Annotated in this window: 16 protein-coding genes and 1 tRNA gene; 6 read left to right on the top strand and 11 right to left on the bottom strand. The window is 45.2% G+C overall.

Annotation, left to right across the window (positions count from 1 at the left end; translation table 11 throughout):
• Positions 1-12: 12 nt before the first annotated feature.
• Positions 13-3630 (bottom strand): DNA polymerase III subunit alpha, encoded by a 3618-nt coding sequence (gene dnaE, locus NHB35_RS03670; protein ID WP_353433052.1) that lies wholly within the window; start codon positions 3628-3630, stop codon positions 13-15.
• A gap of 15 nt (positions 3631-3645) precedes the next feature.
• On the opposite strand from dnaE, the gene gluQRS reads away from it, so the two are divergent.
• The gene (gluQRS, locus tag NHB35_RS03665; protein ID WP_353433051.1) at positions 3646-4608 is read left to right on the top strand and encodes a tRNA glutamyl-Q(34) synthetase GluQRS; all 963 of its coding nucleotides are present in this window, start codon (positions 3646-3648) and stop codon (positions 4606-4608) included.
• 14 nt (positions 4609-4622) lie between these two features.
• On the opposite strand, the gene NHB35_RS03660 is transcribed toward gluQRS, so the two are convergent.
• The 3 genes from NHB35_RS03660 to NHB35_RS03650 form a co-directional block, all read right to left on the bottom strand.
• Positions 4623-6026: a DEAD/DEAH box helicase gene (locus NHB35_RS03660; RefSeq protein ID WP_353433050.1), complete on the bottom strand. Its 1404-nt coding sequence runs from the start codon at positions 6024-6026 to the stop codon at positions 4623-4625.
• Positions 6027-6032: 6 nt separating this feature from the next.
• Positions 6033-6437, bottom strand: a complete 405-nt coding sequence (locus NHB35_RS03655; RefSeq protein WP_353433382.1) for a heme-binding protein — start codon at positions 6435-6437, stop codon at positions 6033-6035.
• Between the two features lie 147 nt (positions 6438-6584).
• Complete coding sequence (locus tag NHB35_RS03650; RefSeq protein WP_353433049.1) at positions 6585-7769, bottom strand: aminotransferase class V-fold PLP-dependent enzyme; 1185 nt, start codon at positions 7767-7769, stop codon at positions 6585-6587.
• A 193-nt stretch (positions 7770-7962) separates the two neighbouring features.
• On the opposite strand from NHB35_RS03650, the gene NHB35_RS03645 reads away from it, so the two are divergent.
• Positions 7963-8664, top strand: a complete 702-nt coding sequence (locus NHB35_RS03645; RefSeq protein WP_353433048.1) for a GntR family transcriptional regulator — start codon at positions 7963-7965, stop codon at positions 8662-8664.
• Complete coding sequence (locus tag NHB35_RS03640) at positions 8661-11726, top strand: FAD-linked oxidase C-terminal domain-containing protein (RefSeq protein WP_353433047.1); 3066 nt, start codon at positions 8661-8663, stop codon at positions 11724-11726. The genes NHB35_RS03645 and NHB35_RS03640 overlap by 4 nt, the downstream gene beginning before the upstream one ends.
• A gap of 15 nt (positions 11727-11741) precedes the next feature.
• Here the strand turns inward: NHB35_RS03640 and NHB35_RS03635 are convergent, their stop codons facing one another.
• From NHB35_RS03635 to queG, 3 genes are read right to left on the bottom strand one after another with little or no spacing between them, the layout of a single operon-like run.
• On the bottom strand, positions 11742-12101 hold the full coding sequence (locus NHB35_RS03635; protein ID WP_353433046.1) for an AzlD domain-containing protein: 360 nt from the start codon (positions 12099-12101) through the stop codon (positions 11742-11744).
• Positions 12101-12850 carry an AzlC family ABC transporter permease gene (locus tag NHB35_RS03630; protein ID WP_353433045.1) on the bottom strand — a complete coding sequence of 250 codons (750 nt, stop codon included), beginning with the start codon at positions 12848-12850 and terminating at the stop codon, positions 12101-12103. Before NHB35_RS03630 ends, NHB35_RS03635 begins: the two co-directional genes overlap by 1 nt.
• Before the next feature lie 22 nt (positions 12851-12872).
• Complete coding sequence (gene queG, locus NHB35_RS03625; protein ID WP_353433044.1) at positions 12873-14003, bottom strand: tRNA epoxyqueuosine(34) reductase QueG; 1131 nt, start codon at positions 14001-14003, stop codon at positions 12873-12875.
• Positions 14004-14045: 42 nt separating this feature from the next.
• Here queG and tsaE point away from each other — a divergent pair, with 42 nt between their 5' ends.
• The 3 genes from tsaE (at position 14046) to NHB35_RS03610 (ending at position 16090) form a co-directional block, all read left to right on the top strand.
• Complete coding sequence (gene tsaE, locus NHB35_RS03620; protein WP_353433043.1) at positions 14046-14567, top strand: tRNA (adenosine(37)-N6)-threonylcarbamoyltransferase complex ATPase subunit type 1 TsaE; 522 nt, start codon at positions 14046-14048, stop codon at positions 14565-14567.
• A gap of 7 nt (positions 14568-14574) precedes the next feature.
• The gene (locus tag NHB35_RS03615) at positions 14575-15927 is read left to right on the top strand and encodes an N-acetylmuramoyl-L-alanine amidase (protein WP_353433042.1); all 1353 of its coding nucleotides are present in this window, start codon (positions 14575-14577) and stop codon (positions 15925-15927) included.
• An 87-nt stretch (positions 15928-16014) separates the two neighbouring features.
• A tRNA-Lys gene (locus tag NHB35_RS03610) sits at positions 16015-16090 on the top strand.
• A gap of 380 nt (positions 16091-16470) precedes the next feature.
• Here the strand turns inward: NHB35_RS03610 and NHB35_RS03605 are convergent.
• From NHB35_RS03605 to NHB35_RS03590, 4 genes are read right to left on the bottom strand one after another with little or no spacing between them, the layout of a single operon-like run.
• Positions 16471-17787, bottom strand: a complete 1317-nt coding sequence (locus NHB35_RS03605; RefSeq protein WP_353433041.1) for an HD domain-containing phosphohydrolase — start codon at positions 17785-17787, stop codon at positions 16471-16473.
• A gap of 40 nt (positions 17788-17827) precedes the next feature.
• Positions 17828-19315, bottom strand: a complete 1488-nt coding sequence (locus tag NHB35_RS03600; RefSeq protein WP_353433040.1) for a diguanylate cyclase — start codon at positions 19313-19315, stop codon at positions 17828-17830.
• 44 nt (positions 19316-19359) lie between these two features.
• Positions 19360-19800, bottom strand: coding sequence for a universal stress protein (locus tag NHB35_RS03595; RefSeq protein ID WP_353433039.1), 441 nt, complete (start codon positions 19798-19800; stop codon positions 19360-19362).
• A gap of 27 nt (positions 19801-19827) precedes the next feature.
• Entirely contained in the window at positions 19828-21018 is a 1191-nt protein-coding gene (locus tag NHB35_RS03590; protein ID WP_353433038.1) for an MFS transporter, read from the bottom strand.
• Positions 21019-21020: the final 2 nt, after the last annotated feature.

Below are 21020 nucleotides of genomic sequence, written 5' to 3'. Positions count from 1 at the left end.
AGTGATTTTGACTCAGTGATACTGAACCTGAACAGGGTCTTTTTGTTTGACGCCCAATAGTTGATTGAGGCTATGCAAGCAGGCGTCATCAGGATAGATACGCATCTCTTCCGGAAATTGCACCAAGCAAGCACCCCCACTCGTCGTCACCGCAGCAGTTAACACCAGACCTTTGACACCATCATTGGCACTTGGACTGGCGACTCCCGGAGCGCCTAATTTTGGATCACGCGTGCGGTTAGACATCAAGTACGGGCCAATTTGATTGCGCAGCATACGAACATCAACCGCAGGGTCAAGATTGACATGAATATTGCGAGCAAATCGCATACGTGCACCAGTGATATCCATCACTGCTTCCGAAACAATACGCATACCACCCGAGAACTTATCTGGCGTGACGTTCACTTTGGCAATCAATAACTCATCTTCTTTAAGCCAAGAGCGATTCGGTTCATAGACTTCGCTATACAAGGTGATCTCTGAGGCGGCCGTTCCATCATCAATGGTTGCGATCATCATGCGGCCACGCTGACCAGTGAGCATGCGTGCAGAAGTAATGATTCCTGCAATCAACTGATCTTTACCTTCGGTAATTTTTGCCAATGGCTGACGAATGAAATGGGACGTTTCTTCACGATAGGCATCAAACATATGGCCGGTAAGACAAAGTCCTAAAGCGGTTTTTTCTTCTTGCAGTCGCTTCTTTTCAGACCAAATAGGTTCGCGCACTAGCTCTGGAAGATGGCGATGATCTTCGCCAGCTACCTCAAACAAGCTCACCTGATGAATCGACGCTTCCGCTTGCTCGGCCGCCTCAATTGCTCTAGCCAAGGAGGCCAATAGCGTTGATCGGATGTCATAGAGATTACCGCCAGCAGGCACCTGATCGCGATAGAGGCTATCAAAAGCACCTGCACGCATCAGAGCCTCAATCGCTCTACGGTTTACTTGTCTGCGATCTACACGGGCACAAAAATCAAATAAATCCTTAAATGGGCCGCCAGCTTCACGAGCCTTCACAATCACTTCAATGGCTGCTTCACCCGTACCTCTCACCGCCCCTAAGCCATATCGGATATGGCTAATTGGGGAATCTGGTGCCGCATCTGGCGCACGCAATGGGGTGAACTCATAAACGCCAGTATTGATGTCTGGCGAGAAGACCCGAATTTGATTTGCCAAGCAATCGTCATACAGAATCTTCACCTTATCGGTGTCATCCATTGCGAGTGATAAGTTGGCCGCCATAAATTCAGCGGGATAGTAAGCTTTTAACCAAGCAGTTTGGTAGGCCAGTAAGGCATAAGCAGCGGCGTGAGACTTGTTAAATCCATATCCTGCAAAACGCTCCATCAAATCATAAATCTCATTGGCTTTAGCTTCAGAGATACCACCTGCTTTTGCACCTTCACTGAAGATTTTGCGATGTTGGGCCATCTCTTCTGGCTTTTTCTTACCCATCGCACGGCGCAACATATCGGCGCCGCCAAGAGAGTAGCCACCAATCATCTGCGCCATCTGCATGACCTGCTCTTGGTAAACCATAATGCCGTAGGTCTCACGCAAAACAGGCTCAATACGGGGATCTGGATACTCTACCTTTTGACGACCGTGCTTACGCTCAATAAAGTCTGGGATCAAATCCATTGGGCCTGGACGATATAAAGCCACCAAAGCAATGATGTCCTCAAAGCGGTCTGGCTTAGCTTCACGAAGCATGCCTTGCATGCCGCGACTTTCAAGCTGGAACACAGCGACGGTATTCGCTTTCTTTAAAACCTCAAAAGCCTTCTCATCATCAAGCGGAATATCGCTGATGCTCCAATCTTTACGATCGGCATGTAAGGCTTTAATCCAACGCTCTGCTGCTGCCAAGATGGTCAGCGTGGTTAATCCCAAGAAATCAAACTTCACCAAGCCAATAGCTTCAACATCATCTTTATCAAACTGACTGATGACGGAGCTACTGTCTTGATCTTTAGTTTCTTGTGTATAGAGTGGACAAAAATCGGTTAAGCGGCCAGGCGCAATCAACACACCACCTGCATGCATACCGACGTTACGGGTCATACCCTCTAATTGCTCCGCCAATGAAAGCAACTGACGCACTTCATCTTCATTCTTTTCGCGCTCGGCCAGCTGCTTCTCTTCCTTCTTCGCCATGTCAATCGTCATGTATTGACCAGGCTTGTTAGGCACTAACTTGGCAATACCATCCACGAAGTTATAGCCCTGCTCTAACACTCGACCCACATCTCGAATCGCCGCACGCGCAGCCATGGTGCCGAAGGTAGCAATCTGACTTACCGCATCTTTACCGTATTTATCTTTGACGTACTGAATCACGCGATCGCGCCCATGCTGACAGAAGTCGATATCAAAGTCAGGCATGGATACGCGCTCAGGATTAAGAAAGCGCTCAAAGAGCAAGTTGTAACGCAAGGGGTCTAGATCAGTAATACCCAATGAGTAGGCCACCAAAGATCCTGCGCCTGAACCGCGACCAGGACCTACTGGTACCCCGTTATTTTTTGCCCAGTTAATGAAGTCGGCCACAATCAAGAAGTAGCCAGGGAATCCCATTTGCGAAATGGTCTTCGCTTCAAATATCAGGCGCTCGCGATAGCGCGGCATCTCTTTAGCACGTTCTTCTGGATCGGGGAAGTTACGCTCCATATGACGCTCAAGACCAGCCTCAGATTGCGCCAAAAGATATTCATCAAGGGTAATACCTGAAGGCGTTGGAAAATCTGGCAATCGTGGCTGACCCAAAACCAGCGATAAGTTACAACGCTTCGCAATCTCAACAGAATTTGCCAGCGCTACCGGCAAATCCGCGAAACGTTTTTCCATCTCTTCCTGCGTCAAGAAATACTGCTCTTCATTAAATTTTTTTTGACGCCGTGGATTACCGAGTAACTCGCCTTCAGCAATGCAGACACGAGCCTCATGCGCAATGAAATCACTCTTTTGCATAAATTGCACGGGGTGCGTCGCCACGACTGGTAAATCCAACTGACTCGCTAACTGGCATGCTAACTGCAACTGTCTTTCATCTTGTGGGTGTCCACCACGTTGCACCTCAAGATAAAAAGCACTGGGGAAGATTTTTTCAAAGCGCTTAATGGCTTTTTTAGCCTGCTCCTGTTGACCCGCCAATAAAGCCGTACCCACTTCACCCATGCGCGCACCTGAAAGCGCGATCAATCCATAAGCAAGTGTTCTTTTCGCAGTCTTATCCTCTGCTTTTGCGGCAGGCTCACTAAACCATGACAAATCAACTTCAGCGCGACCGCGATTTTGATTATCTAAAGAAGCTCGAGATAGAAGCTGACAAAGATTTAAGTATCCCGAATGATTTTGCACCAGCAAAAGGAGTCGATGAGGCTGATCTGGATCTTGTGGATTACTGACCCATACATCCGCACCTGCGATGGGCTTAATACCTCCGGAACGCGCAGCGGTATAGAAACGCACCAAACCAAATAGATTGCTCAGATCGGTAATCGCCAGAGCGCCCATCTCATCTTTAACCGCCGCAGCCACCGCATCGTCGATGCGCACCGTCCCATCCGTAATGGAAAATTCAGAATGGACGCGAAGATGTACAAAACGGGGTGAAGCCATGAGATGATTTTAGCTGTGTCCAAGCTCAAAAACCCCCCATCCCCAGCCGACGGCTATCGCGGGCGATTTGCCCCATCGCCGACAGGGCCACTCCACGCTGGATCCTTAGTTGCGGCTTTAGGAAGTTGGTTAGATGCCCGTGCAAATGGGGGTCAATGGCTCCTCAGAATCGAAGACATCGACACTCCAAGATGCGTTCCAGGCGCTGACTTGCAAATACAAGCCCAATTGCATGCCTGTGGTCTTTTTTGGGATGAGGAAGCAAGTTATCAATCTAGACGACAAGAACACTATCAAGCGGCTTTTAGACGCCTTAATACATTAGGCTGCCTTTATTCATGCTCCTGCTCAAGGCAAATGATTGCAAATACCTTAGCAGCGGCAGGTGTTCATACACCACGCAATCAAGAAATGGTTTATCCAAGAACCTGTAGACCATCTCAGATGAAACCCAATTCAGATGAATTTTTAGGCGAAACCAAAAAAGCATGGCGCATCGCCCTTCCTGAAAATTGCCAGATTCAGTTTGAAGATCTTTCCCTCGGCATACAAGGCCAAGACCTCTGTCAGGAAGTGGGTGATTTTGTTTTGCGCAGAAACGATGGATTATTTACCTATCAACTTGCCGTAGTTGTTGATGATGCGCAGCAAGGCATTACCCATATTGTTCGTGGCCAAGACTTACTAAACAACACCGCTAGGCAGATTTATTTACAAAATCAATTAGGCTACCCAACCCCAAGCTATCGCCACCTTCCATTGGCGCTAGATGCAAATGGTGAAAAGCTCAGTAAACAAACGCTAGCCAGTTCAATCAATACTGAAAGCGATCAAAGTGTCCTTGCCGAACTTCGCAAAGCCGGAGAACACCTTGGCTTGCGCGACTTGCCTGATGGGGGTACCACTATTGCAGAGTGGTTGTTAGCGGCTACAAAAGCTTGGAGGGATGTAACAGCGAACACGCAGCCTAAAGACTAGGTCTTAAGGCTGGGTTACTTTTTCTTAAAGCCGCCAAGCAAGGCGCCTACCGCAGGCTTGGCAGGAGTGATGCCTGCTCTTTTGGCTTCGGGCAACTGAGCTGCTTGTACTGAATCTACATTCGCAGATTTTGGTGCACCGCCGGGTTCATAAGGCTTGTAGAAGAATGGGTCGGTGATTTGGCCCGGGGTGGATTTCACATCAGGCAGTGGCGCTACTTCCAGTTTGCGTTTCATTAATTTCTCGATGTCATCGAGTAAACGCTTCTCGCTGTCATCCACTAAAGCAATGGCATCACCTTTACTGCCAGCACGACCGGTACGACCAATGCGATGAATAAAATCTTCAGCATTAAATGGCAGCTCATGATTAATCACGCATGGCATATCTGGAATATCCAAGCCACGTGCTGCAACGTCTGTTGCTACCAGAGCTTCAATTGCGCCCGACTTAAACGCCTCTAGAGTTAAGGTGCGTTCACCCTGACTCTTATCACCATGAATCGCGCCAGCCTTGATGCCATCACGCTCTAGGGCACGTGCTAATTTAGCGCAACCTAGACGGCTATTAGTAAAGATGATGCATTGACGCGATAAGCCTTGTCGTGTGCGATTCTCCAAAACCTTCACAATCGCACGCTGCTTATCCATTGAAGACACTAAATGTACTACCTGCTTCACCGTATCTGCTGCGGCGTTTTGTCTTGCCACTTCTACTGTTACGGGTGAACGCAAATAGCTTTGCGCCAACTTCTTAATCTCTGGTGAGAAGGTTGCAGAAAACAATAAAGTTTGGCGTTGCGCCGGAATCAAATTAATGATGCGCTGCAAGTCAGGCAAGAAGCCCATGTCGAGCATGCGATCTGCTTCATCTAGCACCAATAACTCTACCTGTGACAAATTCGCCACCTTGGAGCCGATGTGATCTAGCAAGCGACCTGGCGTAGCGATCAAAATTTCTACGCCATTACGCAAGACTTGCACTTGATCTTTCATATCCACGCCGCCATAGACCACGGCAGTGCGTAAATCCGTATGTTTGGAATAACTTGCAGCGTTATCTGCCACCTGAACAGCCAACTCACGTGTTGGTGTTAGCACTAATGCGCGAATGGGGTGACGTGCTGGTGATGCACTATTGCTCGCATGACGCAAAATCTTTTGAATAATCGGCAATACAAAGGCGGCTGTCTTACCCGTTCCCGTCTGAGCTGCGCCCATCAAATCACTTCCCGCTAGTACGTGGGGAATTGATTGCGCTTGAATCGGTGTTGGGTTGTTATAACCCTGTTCGGCTACCGCTTTTTGAATCAGCGGATCTAAACCAAAATCAGCAAAAGTGATTGTTGCTGTAGGGCTGGCAGCAGTTGCTGCGCCAGACCCTGTTGATGAATTGATATCAGTAGTAGTATTTGTCAAGGTAACTTACAGAATGGCCGCGATGCCCGCCTTAGCAGTCTCAGCATCTTCGGACGATTTAACGCCGGAAACGCCGACTGCGCCGATGGTAAACCCATTTACCTCGATATTGACCCCACCCTCTAACATGCCAGCAATATGCGGTGCAGATAAGAAGGAAGTACGACCATTGTTAATGATTTCTTCGTAAACACGGCTTTCGCGCTTACCCATTGCGGCTGTACGCGCTTTTTCTTGCGCAATATATGCAGAAACAGGAGCACATCCATCTCGACGAATTAAGCCCAACATATGGCCACCATCATCACAAACCGCAATTGTCACTGCCCAGTTATTCGCAGCTGCATGCTTATTCGCAGCGTCCAAGATTTTTTGAACATCTGCTTGTGTGAGGTAAGGTTTAGTTGCCAACATGTTAAATCCTTTTTTAAATACGTTTGTCTCGAATATGTTTTATTTGATGAAAATATCATCTTTACAAGTGCTTGAATTATAAAGGGTGTAGCCAGACTCAAATCTACAAGCCCCGCTACACCCCATTCCCAAGCCTGAAATGGATTACTTCAGGAACTCCTGGGCAGCAACTACGCCACTAGCCTTAGGTTTGTAGCCCATTGCGCCCAAGCTCATTTCCACACCACTCAATGCGGCCATTAAGCTCAACTCATTGCAATCACCCAAGTGTCCAATACGGAATGCTTTGCCTTTAATCTTGCCAAGACCGGTACCCAAAGAGAGATTGAATTTCTCAAGCGCATGTTTACGTAAGACATCCGCATCCATGCCTTCAGGTACAGCAATACAAGTTAATACAGGTGAATAACAATCTTTATCTTGACACTGAATTTCTAGTCCCCAAGCATTTACCGCTGCACGACATGCAGCAGCTAAGCGTTGATGACGTGCAAAGATATTATCTAAGCCTTCAGCCATCATCATGTCCATGGCTTCATGTAAGCCATACATCAAATTGGTGCTTGGAGTAGTTGGCCAATAACCATTTTTATTGGACTCTAGAATTTCATCCCAAGCCCAATAGGACTTTGGAAAAGTGTTGCGCTTACTTGCCTCAATTGCCTTTGGTGATAATGCGTTAAAGCCAATGCCAGGCGGCAACATCAAACCCTTCTGAGATCCAGATACCGTCACATCAGCGCCCCACTTGTCGTGCTCATAATCTGCTGAACCCAAGCCAGACACGCTATCCACTAACAATAGAGCAGGATGCTTAGCGGAATCAATCGCTTTGCGAACAGCAGCAATATTAGAAGTAACACCAGTAGAGGTTTCGTTATGTACTACGCAAACGGCCTTAATCTCGTGTTGCGTATCTTTACGTAAACGCTCTTCGATCACTGAAGCATCAACACCCCAACGCCAAGTATCTTGCCCTGGCTTACCAACTACCTCAACATCTAAGCCGAGACGTTTTGCTAATGCACGCCATAGGTTTGCAAATTGGCCAGTCTCGTAGAAAAGAACCTTGTCACCAGGATTAAGAACGTTTACTAAAGCACCTTCCCATGAACCAGTTCCGGATGCGGAATAAATAATGACGGGTTGCTCAGTTTTAAAAATTTTCTTGATGCCTTCTAGCACCTGCAAACCAAATGCGCCAAATTCAGGGCCACGATGGTCGATGGTTTGGTAGCTAATGGAACGCAGTACACGGGATGGAACAGGGCTTGGCCCAGGAATATGTAAAAAATGGCGCCCTGATGCATGGTTATCAAGTTTCAACATGGTTTGTCTCGCTATTGATCAGTTTTATGGGTTTAAGAACTTAAAAGGGAACTTTGACGCTAGTGTATGCCAATTTTTAGGAATTTTCCATTTTGTATACAAAACATTTTAATTTAAATGCGTAAATATGCCTTATTTATGCTTTATTATAGCTTATTGACTATTTTGTATACAAATTTAGGATTCCAGAATCATGGCAAACGACACGCTAAATTCCCAGAATCTTCACGAAGCCACCTTCCAGAAGCTCCGCTCTTTATTAGTGGAAGGCAAGATCGCGCCCGGCAGCAAACTCAATGAACGGGAATTGGCTGAAAGTCTGAATGTTTCTCGGACACCGATTCGGGAAGCAATTCGTCGCCTAGCAGCAGATGGTTTAGTGGAGCTCATTGCCAATCGTGGCGCCATTGCTGTGCAACTCTCTCTTGAAGACGTTATTCATACCTTTGATGTCATTGCCGATCTTGAAGGATTCTCTGGAGAATTGGCAGCCAACAATATTAGTGATGCCACCCTCTCTGAATTAGAAGCCCTCCAATATGAAATGATGGCTTCCTATGCTCGTAGAGATTTATCAAGCTACTACCAGCTCAATCTGCGCATTCATCATCTGATCAATCAAGCGGCGAATAATCCAGTCCTCTCTCGCTTATTTACCCAAGTCAATGCCCGCATTGAGGCTTTACGTTTTCGCTCAAATCAAGATGGAGTGAAGTGGGAGAAAGCCGTTGAAGAGCATCAAGAGATGTTAGATGCACTCAAGGCTAGAGATAGTAAGCGTATGCGTAAGATCATGATGCAACACGTTCACAACAAGCGCGACGTTGTTGTGCAATTACTCAAATCAGAAATGCATACAGAGGCAAGCGAGTCAATCGAGGCAATCAAATCATGAATAAACCCCTCCATAAAGAACTCCTGATGGATACTGCTCTGTTGGCTAAGCGCTTGCGCCAGGAGACCTCTGGCGAAGTCATGACCGATAGCGCAAGTCGTGGTCGTTATGCGACCGATGCGTCTATATATCAAGCCATGCCAATTGCGGTTTTCATACCAAAGACCGCAGAAGATATCGCTAGCGCAATACAAATTGCAGCAGAAATGAAAGTACCCGTGCTGCCTCGCGGTGGTGGTACTAGTCAATGTGGCCAAACTACTGGCGCTTCATTGGTGATTGATAACACCAAGTACTTTCGCAATGTTCTCAATCTTAATATTGATAAAGGCTATGTAGAAATAGAGCCTGGCATAGTGCTTGACCATTTAAATGCTTCACTGAAGCAATATGGTCTTTGGTATCCAGTGGATGTCTCTACTGCTGCGCAAGCAACTATTGGGGGTATGGCTGGCAATAACTCTTGCGGCAGTCGTTCAATTGCCTACGGCAATATGGTGCATAACGTATTAGGTATTGATGCTTGGTTAGCAGATGGTCAAGTTGCGCAATTTGGCAACTATGCCAATAGTTCTGGTGCAGCTAAGCAACTGGGTGATTTTGTCAAAGGTCTTGCCCATACTCTACAACCTGAAATCGAGACCCACTTCCCTAAAGTACTCAGACGAGTTGCTGGTTACAACCTCGATATCTTCCACCCACAAAGTGAACTTCCCTACACTCAAGATGGCAGCGTCAATCTCGCACATCTCTTAGTGGGTAGCGAAGGTACATTAGCGTATTTCAAATCCTTAAAGCTCAAGCTAGCGCCATTACCAAAGCACAAAGTGCTTGGCATCGTGAACTTTGCCAGCTTTTATAAAGCGATGGATAGTGCCCAGCATATCGTCAAACTCGGACCAACTGCAGTTGAGCTTGTCGATCGCACGATGATTGATTTGGCACGCAGCAATCCTAGCTTTAAGAAGACGATTGAGACTGCACTCATTGATCCTGCTGCGCCAACTCCTGAAGCCATTCTCTTGGTAGAGTTTTCTGGCGAAGCCCACGCCCCCTTACTTGAGAAACTCAAAGCCCTTCAAGAGCTCATGGGTGACTTAGGTTTGCCTGGCTCTGTTGTTGCCATGCCAGATGCCAGTTTGCAAAAAAATCTCTGGGAAGTACGTAAGGCTGGTCTCAACATCATGATGAGTCTGAAAGGTGACGGCAAACCCGTGAGCTTTATTGAAGACTGCGCCGTTCCCCTAGAGAGCTTAGCTGAATATACCCAGACTTTAACAGATGTCTTCTCTAAATATGGATCGCGCGGCACTTGGTATGCCCATGCATCTGTTGGCACGCTACATGTGCGCCCTATTTTGGATATGCGTCGTGATGGCGCACAGAAGATGCGCGCGATTGCGGAAGAAGCTTCAGCCTTGGTGCGCAAATATAAAGGTGCATACAGCGGTGAGCATGGTGATGGACTCTGTCGTGGTGAATGGATCTATTGGCAATTTGGACCGAAGATTACCGAAGCACTTGCGCAAATCAAACAGGCTTTCGATCCAAAGGGATTATTTAATCCCGGCAAGATCGTTGATCCACCTAAGATGGATGATGCAAGCAACTTCCGCTTTCCACCAAGTTATAGGGTTATTCCGTTGCAGCCCGCTTTAGATTGGTCTGCCTGGAATGTTCAAAATAATCCCGTCACAGAAGAAACCACCGCACCCGGTACGGGTGGCGACCCTGCGCAAGGTTTAGCCAAAGCAGTTGAGATGTGCAATAACAATGGCCATTGCCGCAAGTTCGATGCAGAGGTGATGTGCCCTAGTTATCGCGTGACTCGTGATGAGAAACACCTGACACGAGGAAGAGCTAATACCTTACGTTTAGCGCTATCCAATCAACTCGATCTGCAAGATGAGAGCTCACCTTTAGGCAGTGACGCTATTAAAGAGGTCATGGAGCTTTGCGTTAGTTGTAAAGCCTGTCGCCGTGAATGCCCTACTGGGGTTGATATGGCGAAGATGAAAATTGAGTTCTTGTCAGCCTACAAAAAACGGGTAGGTCACTCATTGCGTGATTTAGCTGTGGCTTATCTACCCAAATATGCATCCACAATTAGCAGCATTCCTTTGCTGCCATCATTACTCAACCTGCGCAATCGCATTACGCCTATCGCTAAGCTACAAGAATGGGTAATGGGCATCTCCGCACAGCGCAGTTTGCCTATATGGAAGAGCAATCATTTTTGGAAACAGAAGACTGCACATGCTTACCAATACACCCCAGCGCAATTAGCTAGCCAGAGTAATGGAGGTAAAGGGGTTGTATTGCTAGCAGACACCTTTAATACCTACTTTGAGGATGAAAATCTTCAGGCAGCCATCAAAGTTCTGGAGGCGGGTGGCTACAGAGTACATATTCCCTGTAAAAGTAAAAACAACCCAACAACTCAAAACACTTGTTCTAAAGAATTTTGCTGTGGCAGAACGTATTTAGCTGCAGGCATGGTTGATCAAGCAAAAGCGACATTGGGCGAGTTAGTTGATCACTTGGCACCCTACGCAGAGCAAAACATTCCGATTATTGGCCTAGAGCCCTCTTGTCTTTTCACCTTAAAAGATGAAGCACTCGTCATGGGTCTTGGTGAGTTAGCGGTAAATGTATCTAAACAAGCGCAACTACTAGAAGAATTTTTAGCAAATGAGGCCAAAGCCGGAAATCTCAAACTAAACCTAAAAGCAGCAAAGCAAGAAGTACTCTTTCATGGGCACTGTCATCAAAAGTCGTTTGCAGCAGTGACGCCCGCATTGGAATTACTCAAACTCATTCCTAATGCGCAGCCCAAACTGATTGAATCATCATGTTGCGGTATGGCAGGCAGCTTTGGTTATGAAGCCGAACATATTGAGGTATCTAAGCAAATGGCTGAAGCTAGCTTATTGCCTAATATTCGTAAATCACCAGATAGCTGGGTGGTTGCCGACGGCACCAGTTGTCGCCATCAGATTGCAGATGGCACCAATAGAGAAGCAGTGCATATCGCCAAAATATTGGCAGCACATCTGCAGTAAAAACCTTCAGTAAGCTTAGTGCATTACTCCGTAACCCACCATGAGCAGCGTGCCAGTCAATAAAGCTGGTACTAAGCGCTTAGTGGGTTTGGATACCATCACGCCAATACTCAGAGCGCAAATGAGTATACGTATCCATAAAGGTACTGTAGCCATCAATCCCAAGGGCATCACGATCAATCGAATGGTTAAAGCGGCAACCATCGCATAAGTCACTGCAGAGAGCCAACGAAAGATTTCGCTATCTTGGTTGATGCTATTAGAGAGTAAGACTCCAATTGCTCTACAGAAGTAAGTACCAAGACAGGCGCCTACTAGGGCGATCCAGAGACCCCATCCCGAGAGAGCATCAGCCATGTTATGTATTACATTCATTAGCCGATCACCCCTGCTCTCTTACGCAAGAACTTGCGGTCGATGAAGTAAGCCAAAGTGCCGCCAATGACGCCAGCTGTTAATAGACTGGTATCACGGTCAATAATAAAAAAGATAGGCCCTAAGATGCATCCCATCAAAATGGCAATACGATTAATCCAGGGCTTGACTTCAGTAAAGGTTAGTAAGAAGAACAGCGGGTTGATAAACACTAAACCCAAAGTTACTGCTGGTGGAACCATGCCTGCCAAATAAAAACCCAGAATCGTACCTGGAATTGAAATCAACCAGCAAAGCAATCCTAGACCTACAAAATAACTTAAGCGATGTTTCGCCTCAATCGAATGAAACTCCTTCATGGAGATGGCCCATGCGGTCATCGCCAATAAGTGCACTGAAGCATATAAATTACGATTACGATCTTTTTGATGAAACTGAGGAAAGAGTGTCACCGTCATCGTGACAAAACGAGTTGAGGTTAACGTAACTGCTAAGGCAATTGCTAAAACTGAGGAGCCAGTAATAGCCATCTCTAGAAGAACAACTTGACCTGGCAAGGCAAACATAAAAAATGTCGTGAAAGTGGTAAACCAAACATCAAAACCGTTGGTCTTGCCCATCGCACCAAAACCCACCATGCCTGCAAATAGAACCATTGCTGGGGCACCAGCTGCATCACGTATGCCCGACCAAAATGCATCGCTACGATTTTGAAAGCGTTGCACTATAGAAGTTTCGTTGGAGGACATGACGTGATTGTAAAAGCTAGGCTCAATCTTTGCTGTCTACACTTGCATTTATAGAAAGAGCCCAATTAATATGCTCAGCTACCAAAGCATCTGCACTAGCAATTGCATTTCTCAAAGCTTGTTGTATAGATTGCCTATCCTCATCGCTTACTTGTGGGCTAGCCAAGGCATTACCCAAGCCAACAGCAAGATTACGGCGCCAACGAGAGTAGCCAATGCGACGAATCGCGCTGCCTTCGTGGCGTTGATTAAATTCTGTTTCAGTCCATGACCAGAGCTCTAGTAAGCTAGCTTGACCCAAACCATGACGCTGTGCAAAATCAGGAAGCTGAGAACGTTTCGCAAATTTATTCCATGGGCAAATGAGCTGACAATCATCACAACCGTAGACACGATTACCCATCGCCCTGCGAAACTCTATTGGAATCGCCTCAGGGTTTTCAATCGTCAAATAAGAAATACACCGTCGCGCATCTAACTGATATGGCGCGGTAATCGCTTGTGTTGGGCAGATATCGATACAGGATTGACAAGTACCGCAATGCGCTTCCTGAGGTTCATCCACCGGCAAGGGAATGTCGACTAAGATCTCGCCCAAGAAAAAGGTGGATCCTGATTCTCGATTAAGTAATAGCGTGTGCTTACCGCGCCAACCAAGTCCAGCTTTGCGCGCAAGCTCCACCTCCATCAACGGCGCTGAATCTGTAAACACGCGATAACCAAATGGCCCAATCTTTTCTTCGATAGCTTTTGCAAACTCCTGCAAACGATTGCGCAAGACCTTGTGATAATCGCGGCCCCGAGCATAGATCGAGACGGAAGCTTTTGTTGGGGTCTTTATGCCTTGCCACTCTGCATCGAGATCGATGTCAGGCGAAAGGTAGTTCATGGAAACGCAGATTACTCTGAGGGCTCCTGGTACTAGCAGTCCAGTATTTGCTCGTATATTCGCATGACGCTGCATGTAGTCCATGTGTCCATGGCGCCCTTCTGCCAACCACTCTTGGAGCTTTTGGCTGGCATCACCCAATACGGTATCGGTAATCCGCAGATCATCAAAGCCCAACTCTGTCGCCTTTACTCCCAGCCAAGCGCGCAGTGTAGCCGCATCTTTACCTGAAGCTTGGTCCGAAGAAGGGGCAGATAAAGACATATAAATAAAGAATGTAGCCGAATAATTGAATAAACTAGAACAATGGCCAAAATACCAGAACCACTGGACTTCATTACACATTATTGTAGGCAGGAAGCGGATACCGCTCAGCTTGCCCAGCGATTTGCCACCAGCATTCGTAAAGGGCTTGAGCAAAACCCCAAAAGCCATCTCAATATTGCTCTTGAAGGAGACTTAGGGGCAGGCAAAACTACCTTTGCTCGATATCTCATTCAGGGTTTAGGTTATCTAGGCAAAGTAAAGAGTCCCACCTACACCCTATGCGAGCCCTACTCACTTCAAGCTGACGCCACCCAATATTCTGCACATCACTTTGATCTCTATCGCATGCGCGATCCACTTGAGTGGCAAGAAGCAGGGTTTGTAGAATACTTTGATGCACCCGGGTTTTGCTTAATTGAGTGGCCAGAGAAAGCAGAAGGTAGCTTGCCCCCATTTGATATTGAGATTGCGCTTGAGGCTGGCGCAAATGAGAATGAGCGATCCATCAAGATTAGCGCTTTATCAAAGCAAGGTGTCAGTATCTTGAAGAGTATTGCCTAATTAATCCATGAATAAGCCAAAGACACAAACAAGTATTGCTAGAAGGCGTCACCTTAAGTCCTCTCTGAAAGCGCTGGGCTTTGTGCTTCTACTTGGCGAACTTGATCTTGCTTGGGGAGCCAAGATTCTAGGGGTACGGGTTTGGCCTTCTGAAGACTACACGCGTATTACGCTTGAGTCTGATACCCCCCTACCCATCACGCAGCAGATTCTGACTAATCCTGATCGCTTGGTAGTAGACGTACAAGGTTTGGAACTCAACCCCACACTCAAAGATCTCGTTGCTAAAGTCAAACCAAACGATCCCTATGTCTCGCAAATCCGAGTTGGTCAATTTCAGCCGGGCATTGTACGTTTGGTATTTGACTTAAAAGAACCTATCAAGCCACAGCTCTTTACATTGGATCCCGTTGGTGAATACAACTACCGTATGGTGTTTGACTTATACCCAAGCACCCCGCTCGATCCACTGATGGAGTTGGTTAAAAATAGCGCTCGCAAGGAAACTGCTTTAGCCAAATCGAATGAAGAAGTCGATTTGATTGCGCAATTTGCTACCAAGAAAGATAAAGAAGTTGCTAAGGGGCTATCAGGTCCAGTTGTGCAAGCCATCCCAGAGACTAAAGAAGCGCCAGCGGCTCCCAAATACAAGCGTTTAATTACGATTGCTATCGACCCTGGTCATGGCGGCGAAGATCCTGGGGCTATTGGCTCTTTAGGATCTAAAGAGAAGCATGTCGTTTTATCGATTGCAAAGCGTTTACGCGACAAGATTGAAAACGAATCTTATATGCGCCCCTTCTTAACTCGAGATGGCGATTACTTTGTGCCTCTTCATACTCGTGTGCAGAAAGCCAGAAGAGTTGAAGCTGACTTATTTGTATCAATACATGCAGATGCATTTATTCAGCCGCATGCAAAAGGCGCATCGGTTTTTGCTCTCTCGCAGATGGGAGCTAGTAGCACCATGGCGCGCTGGATGGCTAATAAAGAAAATGCCTCAGATTTGATTGGTGGTATCAATATCAAAGTCCAAGATCGACAAGTGGCTAACCTACTATTAGATATGTCCACTACCGCTCAAATTAAAGATTCATTGCAAGTAGGCAATTCTGTTTTAAAACAAATAGGTGGATTTGCACCCTTACATAAAGGTAAGGTTGAACAAGCTGGTTTTGCTGTTCTGAAAGCACCAGACGTGCCATCCATCCTCGTGGAGACTGCGTTTATCAGCAATCCTCAAGAAGAATCCAAATTAAATGATGATGGCTACCAAGACCGAATTGCGGATGCCATTTTGAAGGGAATTAAGGACTATTTTGCGAAGAATCCACCCGTTGCTAGACGTAGCAACGCATAGCGATCTTGTAACCACAAGGGCTCAAGGGCAGACACCCCAAGACCGAGGAAGAGCCAAGAACTTCTTGCTATAATTTATGGCTTAACTGGGTCGGTAGCTCAGTCGGTAGAGCAGCGGACTTTTAATCCGTTGGTCGCGAGTTCGAATCTCGCCCGACCCACCATATAGAATAAGAATTTGCGGGCGATTCGCCTCAGCTCAACAAAATCTCAAAAATTACGACCCTTACTACACAAGGGTTTGCTGTTGGCGATTCAATCGCACACTTTTCAATATTTAATAAAAATCTACTGTTGCCAATAAAGGTTTGTTTTCTGGTGGGCCCACTTAGAATAAAACCTGAGACCAATGGATTATTAGAGCAGCAGGTCAGAATAGCGATCCCTAAGAAAGGAGTTTACAGTTTGCGAGCAGTGAACTCAGGCGATAAAAGTTACCCTTAGCAATGCTCAGCAACTAGGCTTGATGGTTTGATCCTAATAAATGCATACATTAAAAAGTAAAGTGTGGTGTTACTGAAAGCCAAGTGTTTATAGGCAATGTTTACATCAACCCATCTTGATAAGTAGCCTGAATTCGATCTAGCGCCTCCTTTTCTTGCATTAAAGCCTCAACAATTATTGGCTCAAACTTAGTGCCACTCAATTTCGCAATCTCCTCACAGGCGTCAAAGTGGGCCCAAGGTTCTTTGTAGATTCGACGACTCACTAAGGCGTCATAAACATCGGCCACAGTCATGATGCGGGCAGCTAGGGGTATATCAGAGCCACGCAAACCCCTTGGGTATCCTTTGCCATCCCATCTCTCATGATGCCCGCCAGAAATTTCGATAGCATGATCAAGGAATCCTGGGGAGTGGGAAAACTTTTCTTTAACAGTTAACAAAATTGATTCGCCAATTGAGGCATGAGTCTTCATAATTTCGCGCTCATCAGCATTCAAACTGCCTGGATTTTTCAAAATAGAGTCAGGAATACCAACTTTACCAATATCATGCAATGGCGCTGCTCGATAAAAATCCTGTATTCGGGAATCGGTTAAAAAATCTACATAGTGGCCCATAGCTCTAAGTCTTAATGCAATGATCTTTACATAATTTGCAGTACGAACAATATGATTGCCGGTTTCATTATCTCTCTTTGAGGCTAAAGCTATTAAGCTGGTAAGCAATGCCTCCTCAGTTTCCCCAGTTTTAATAATCTCGCTTCTAAGGGACCCTTTAAATGCCTCTGATAACCTAATTCCCATATAGACCATTTCACGTAATATTCCCAAAACAATAATTGCCACGAGGGTTACGCTGTTTATTAGGCCTGGGTCAGCAAGATTGACAGTAAAACCAGCAACCAAGGGGGGGATCCGAATCAACCAAAGAATTGCCGACACAGCAAATAACCATGTCATCAAATCTATATAGGTGTTCTTTAATTCTTTATTTGCCATAAAAGACATTAAGCCCGCTACAACCAGCGAAATACTCCAGGCTCCAGCAATAATCATTGGAACTGCATCACTTCTACCAGATTGCACCAAATAGAAAAGCAGCGCACTATAACCCAGGCATATAAGCAAAGATATAGCTGGAAACTTAGCCTTTCGATTGCCAATCAGAATTAAACTAAACCCAAATAGAATCGAAGAGGATGTTGAGAGAAAATGGGCTGCTGAATAGCTGAGTACTGCCGGCAGGTATGAGCGAAACAGAATTAATGCAACGCCTAGAGATAGGGTAAAAGCACCTAAAAACCAGTACCGGGCTGATCTATCGTCCTGACCTCTAAATAGATATATTACAAATATCCCCACCGTTAAATTAACGATGATGGAAATCAAATAAAGCGGCTCAACTGTTAAATTCATTTTAATAGGGTCAATGGTCTATATTGGCTCATCCCTCCTGTTACACAAATTCATTTCGAAATATTTCATATCTATCTCTGCCCGATTGCTTTGCAACATACATAGCAATATCAGCACTCTTTATAAGATCATCACTTAAATTATTTGTGCCATCTGGATCTGTTGCAATACCAATGCTCACAGTGACATTAACCACATCACTATTTTTAACTGTTATATCCTGACATCTAATGACATCTAGAATTTCCTGGGCATAATGGACTGATCCTTGTTCGTCGGTATCTGGCAAAACAAATAAAAACTCCTCACCACCATAGCGACAAAAGAAATCTAATGGTCTTTTCTTAATACTCATAATTGAACGAGCAACCACTTTTAATACCTTATCACCGCACTCATGACCATAAACATCGTTAAATTCTTTGAATTTATCAATATCAATAAAAAGTACACTAAGCGGCTTATGTGATCTTCTGCAGTCGCCTTGAATTTTGGGGAACATCTCATCAAAATAGCGCCGATTTGGCAAATGCGTCAAAGCATCATGAATGGCAAGATGATTTTCAGCTTCAATTTTTGAGATAGATTTAAGTAGGTGGTATACAAAATACCCCACTAGCAAACAGCTAATTAGAACCAATGTTAAAAATCTTAAGCCTGAGCTAATAGTCTGCACCCATACCGCTCTGGTTGAGGTTTCGGCAATTGTATATGCACCAAGCTTAGAAAGCTCTGAGTTGGCAATAATTTCCCCCAAACCTAGAGCTTGCTTACTAGAGAGCAACATAGATTGGCCATGAGTTTTATCAGATTCAATCCTGCGAATTATGGATTCAGATATGCCGGCTCCCTGCTCGCTAAGAGAGAATATTGGTTTCCCATTTGCAAGATAGAGTCCCATAGACTCATAGCCATCACCCAAAGCAACAACCAAGTCATCCTTAAATCTTTGTGCATCAACCTGTATTACCAATAGCCCTGTAAAAACTCCCTTCTCATCAACAATGGAGCTGGCCAGATGAAAGACTCTTTTCCCATTTGATTTACCGGTAACCTCAGGACTGATGGCAATTGATTCCTGACGCTTATCCTTCAAAGTCTGGAAGTAATAGCGATCCGCTACATTGATATCTTTCTTGAGTGGTCCATCAGTTTGTGCCAAGACATTTCCGTCGGCATCTACAAACAATAAATTTCCATAGACATTAAACCAGCTACTTACTTGAAATTTTGCTACAGATTTTTTAAGAGACTCCTCAATATATTGACTACTATATTTTTCTTTTCCTTTGCTAGCCATCAAATCCAACTTGGCAATATCTAATAGCTTGGTGCCGTCAATAAGAGCATCTTCAATAAGGACATTAGCCATCTTTACAGTATGAGAAATTTCTAACGATGCAAGTCTCAAGTTGTCCTGCCACATCAAATAAATCTGATAAGCCGTTGCGCTGAAAATAATCAGAATTGCAAAACAAAATCCAGTTTTTATTTTGAATTTGATGCTCTGATATTGTGACTTATGCATAATTTTTTATTAATTGACGGGCGGTACGTTATCTTGTAGCCCTGTTAACCCAATACAAGAACGGGAATTTTGCTATGCAAGATAACTTCTTGAGCTTCGCTTCTCATAAATATTCCACGCAACCCAGTTCTTTTATGCGAAGCCATCACAATTACATCAGCTTTAGCTTTTTTAGCGGCCTCAATAATTCCATCCGAGATATTAGGGTGATAAATATGAAACTCGCCCACCCTAATGTCGGAACCAATGGCTGCCTTTGCTTTAGCTAACACTCGTTTAGCAAATTCTGCGCTCACCTTTTTATATTCAATTGACGATAGTGAGAGTGCCGACTGAACTTCGGATGAGGAGTAAGGAATAACGGGATCCGTAACATAAACCAAACTAATCTTGGCATCATCCGCCTTGGCTAATTTAATAGCCGCTTTTAGTTCTTTTTTGGTGATTGACTCTGGGCTTACAGGAACCAATAGATTTTTAAACATGATCACTCCTTTTAAGTGCCTATTTCTTTACTCTCTGTTCATCTTGCTCTTGAATACCCAAACTTTCAATAGTCCAATTGATATAACTGCACATGTACCTGAAAAAATAAATGCATAACTTGCACTAATCGATTCATATATTTCACCAAAAATTAGCGATGCCGGGAGAACCATCACGCCATTGACTAAATTGAACCAACCAAATGCTGCACCCGCCCTACCAATAGGCGCCAAATCTGCTACTAATGCCTTCTCTACGCCCTCTGAAGCTGCCTTGAATAATCCATATAGTCCAAATAGCGCATAAAGACTGAAGACTGATAGCGATGGAAGGCCCATACCAAAATAAAAAACGACAAAACTTGCCCATGAAATCAATATGAATCGCTTTCGTCCATATCGATCAGATATTGCCGACAATGGAGCACCAAATAATGTGATGACCAACGAAACGCCAGCCCATAGCAATGGTATTTGCGCCTGAGGAACGCCAATCTCGCGAGCTCTTAAAAGTAAAAACATATCAGACGAATTACCCAGGGTAAATATTCCAGCCACCAATAGGTAGCGCTTGAATTCAGTCGGGAGGCCCTCTAGACTCCACTGAAATACAGGGGTTTGAATTTGCTCTCTTTTGCGCGGCTCATTCAAAGATAGAGCTAAACCAAGCGTTACCAATGCTGGAATGATTGCCCAAAGGAATATGTCTCGCAGGGGTACTTGTAGATATAAGAGATATGCTGCAATCAGCGGCCCAAAAACAGCGCCGGCATTATCCATAGACCTATGAAAGCCAAAAACCAGACCCCTTTGATCTTTAGCTGCACTTTCAGCCAATAGAGCATCTCTGGGTGAACTACGTAAACCCTTACCAATTCGATCAGTAAATCGAATGAGGAGTAACCACTCCCAGGAATTAATAAAAGCAATTAACGGCCGACCAACTCCCGCCAAAAAATAACCGACAACTATCCAAGGTTTAGTTTTTTTGGTTTTATCAACAACAACCCCAGAAACAAGCTTAAGCAGGCTGGAGGTAGATTCCGCAATTCCTTCTATCAAACCCAGTACTTTTGGCCCAGCCATCAATACAGAGGTTAAGTAAAGCGGCAGTAATGGATAAAGCATCTCGCTAGCTGAATCATTTACAAGACTAATTAGACCAATTAACCAAACTGTTTTTGGCAAATCACGAATAGCCGCTAGAAATTGGAACATGT

The organism is Polynucleobacter sp. MWH-UH23A, from assembly GCF_040409805.1.
Taxonomy (GTDB): Bacteria; Pseudomonadota; Gammaproteobacteria; order Burkholderiales; family Burkholderiaceae; genus Polynucleobacter.
This window is presented reverse-complemented; position numbering and strand designations above follow the sequence as displayed.

Coding starts and splice junctions, on each gene's coding strand:
- dnaE (WP_353433052.1), bottom strand. CDS start 3,630: ATGGCTTCACCCCGTTTTGTACATCTTCGCGTCCATTCTGAATTTTCC.
- NHB35_RS03650 (WP_353433049.1), bottom strand. CDS start 7,769: ATGTTGAAACTTGATAACCATGCATCAGGGCGCCATTTTTTACATATT.
- NHB35_RS03645 (WP_353433048.1), top strand. CDS start 7,963: ATGGCAAACGACACGCTAAATTCCCAGAATCTTCACGAAGCCACCTTC.
- NHB35_RS03640 (WP_353433047.1), top strand. CDS start 8,661: ATGAATAAACCCCTCCATAAAGAACTCCTGATGGATACTGCTCTGTTG.
- NHB35_RS03635 (WP_353433046.1), bottom strand. CDS start 12,101: ATGAATGTAATACATAACATGGCTGATGCTCTCTCGGGATGGGGTCTC.
- NHB35_RS03630 (WP_353433045.1), bottom strand. CDS start 12,850: ATGTCCTCCAACGAAACTTCTATAGTGCAACGCTTTCAAAATCGTAGC.
- queG (WP_353433044.1), bottom strand. CDS start 14,003: ATGTCTTTATCTGCCCCTTCTTCGGACCAAGCTTCAGGTAAAGATGCG.
- tsaE (WP_353433043.1), top strand. CDS start 14,046: ATGGCCAAAATACCAGAACCACTGGACTTCATTACACATTATTGTAGG.
- NHB35_RS03615 (WP_353433042.1), top strand. CDS start 14,575: ATGAATAAGCCAAAGACACAAACAAGTATTGCTAGAAGGCGTCACCTT.
- NHB35_RS03605 (WP_353433041.1), bottom strand. CDS start 17,787: ATGAATTTAACAGTTGAGCCGCTTTATTTGATTTCCATCATCGTTAAT.
- NHB35_RS03600 (WP_353433040.1), bottom strand. CDS start 19,315: ATGCATAAGTCACAATATCAGAGCATCAAATTCAAAATAAAAACTGGA.
- NHB35_RS03595 (WP_353433039.1), bottom strand. CDS start 19,800: ATGTTTAAAAATCTATTGGTTCCTGTAAGCCCAGAGTCAATCACCAAA.
- NHB35_RS03590 (WP_353433038.1), bottom strand. CDS start 21,018: ATGTTCCAATTTCTAGCGGCTATTCGTGATTTGCCAAAAACAGTTTGG.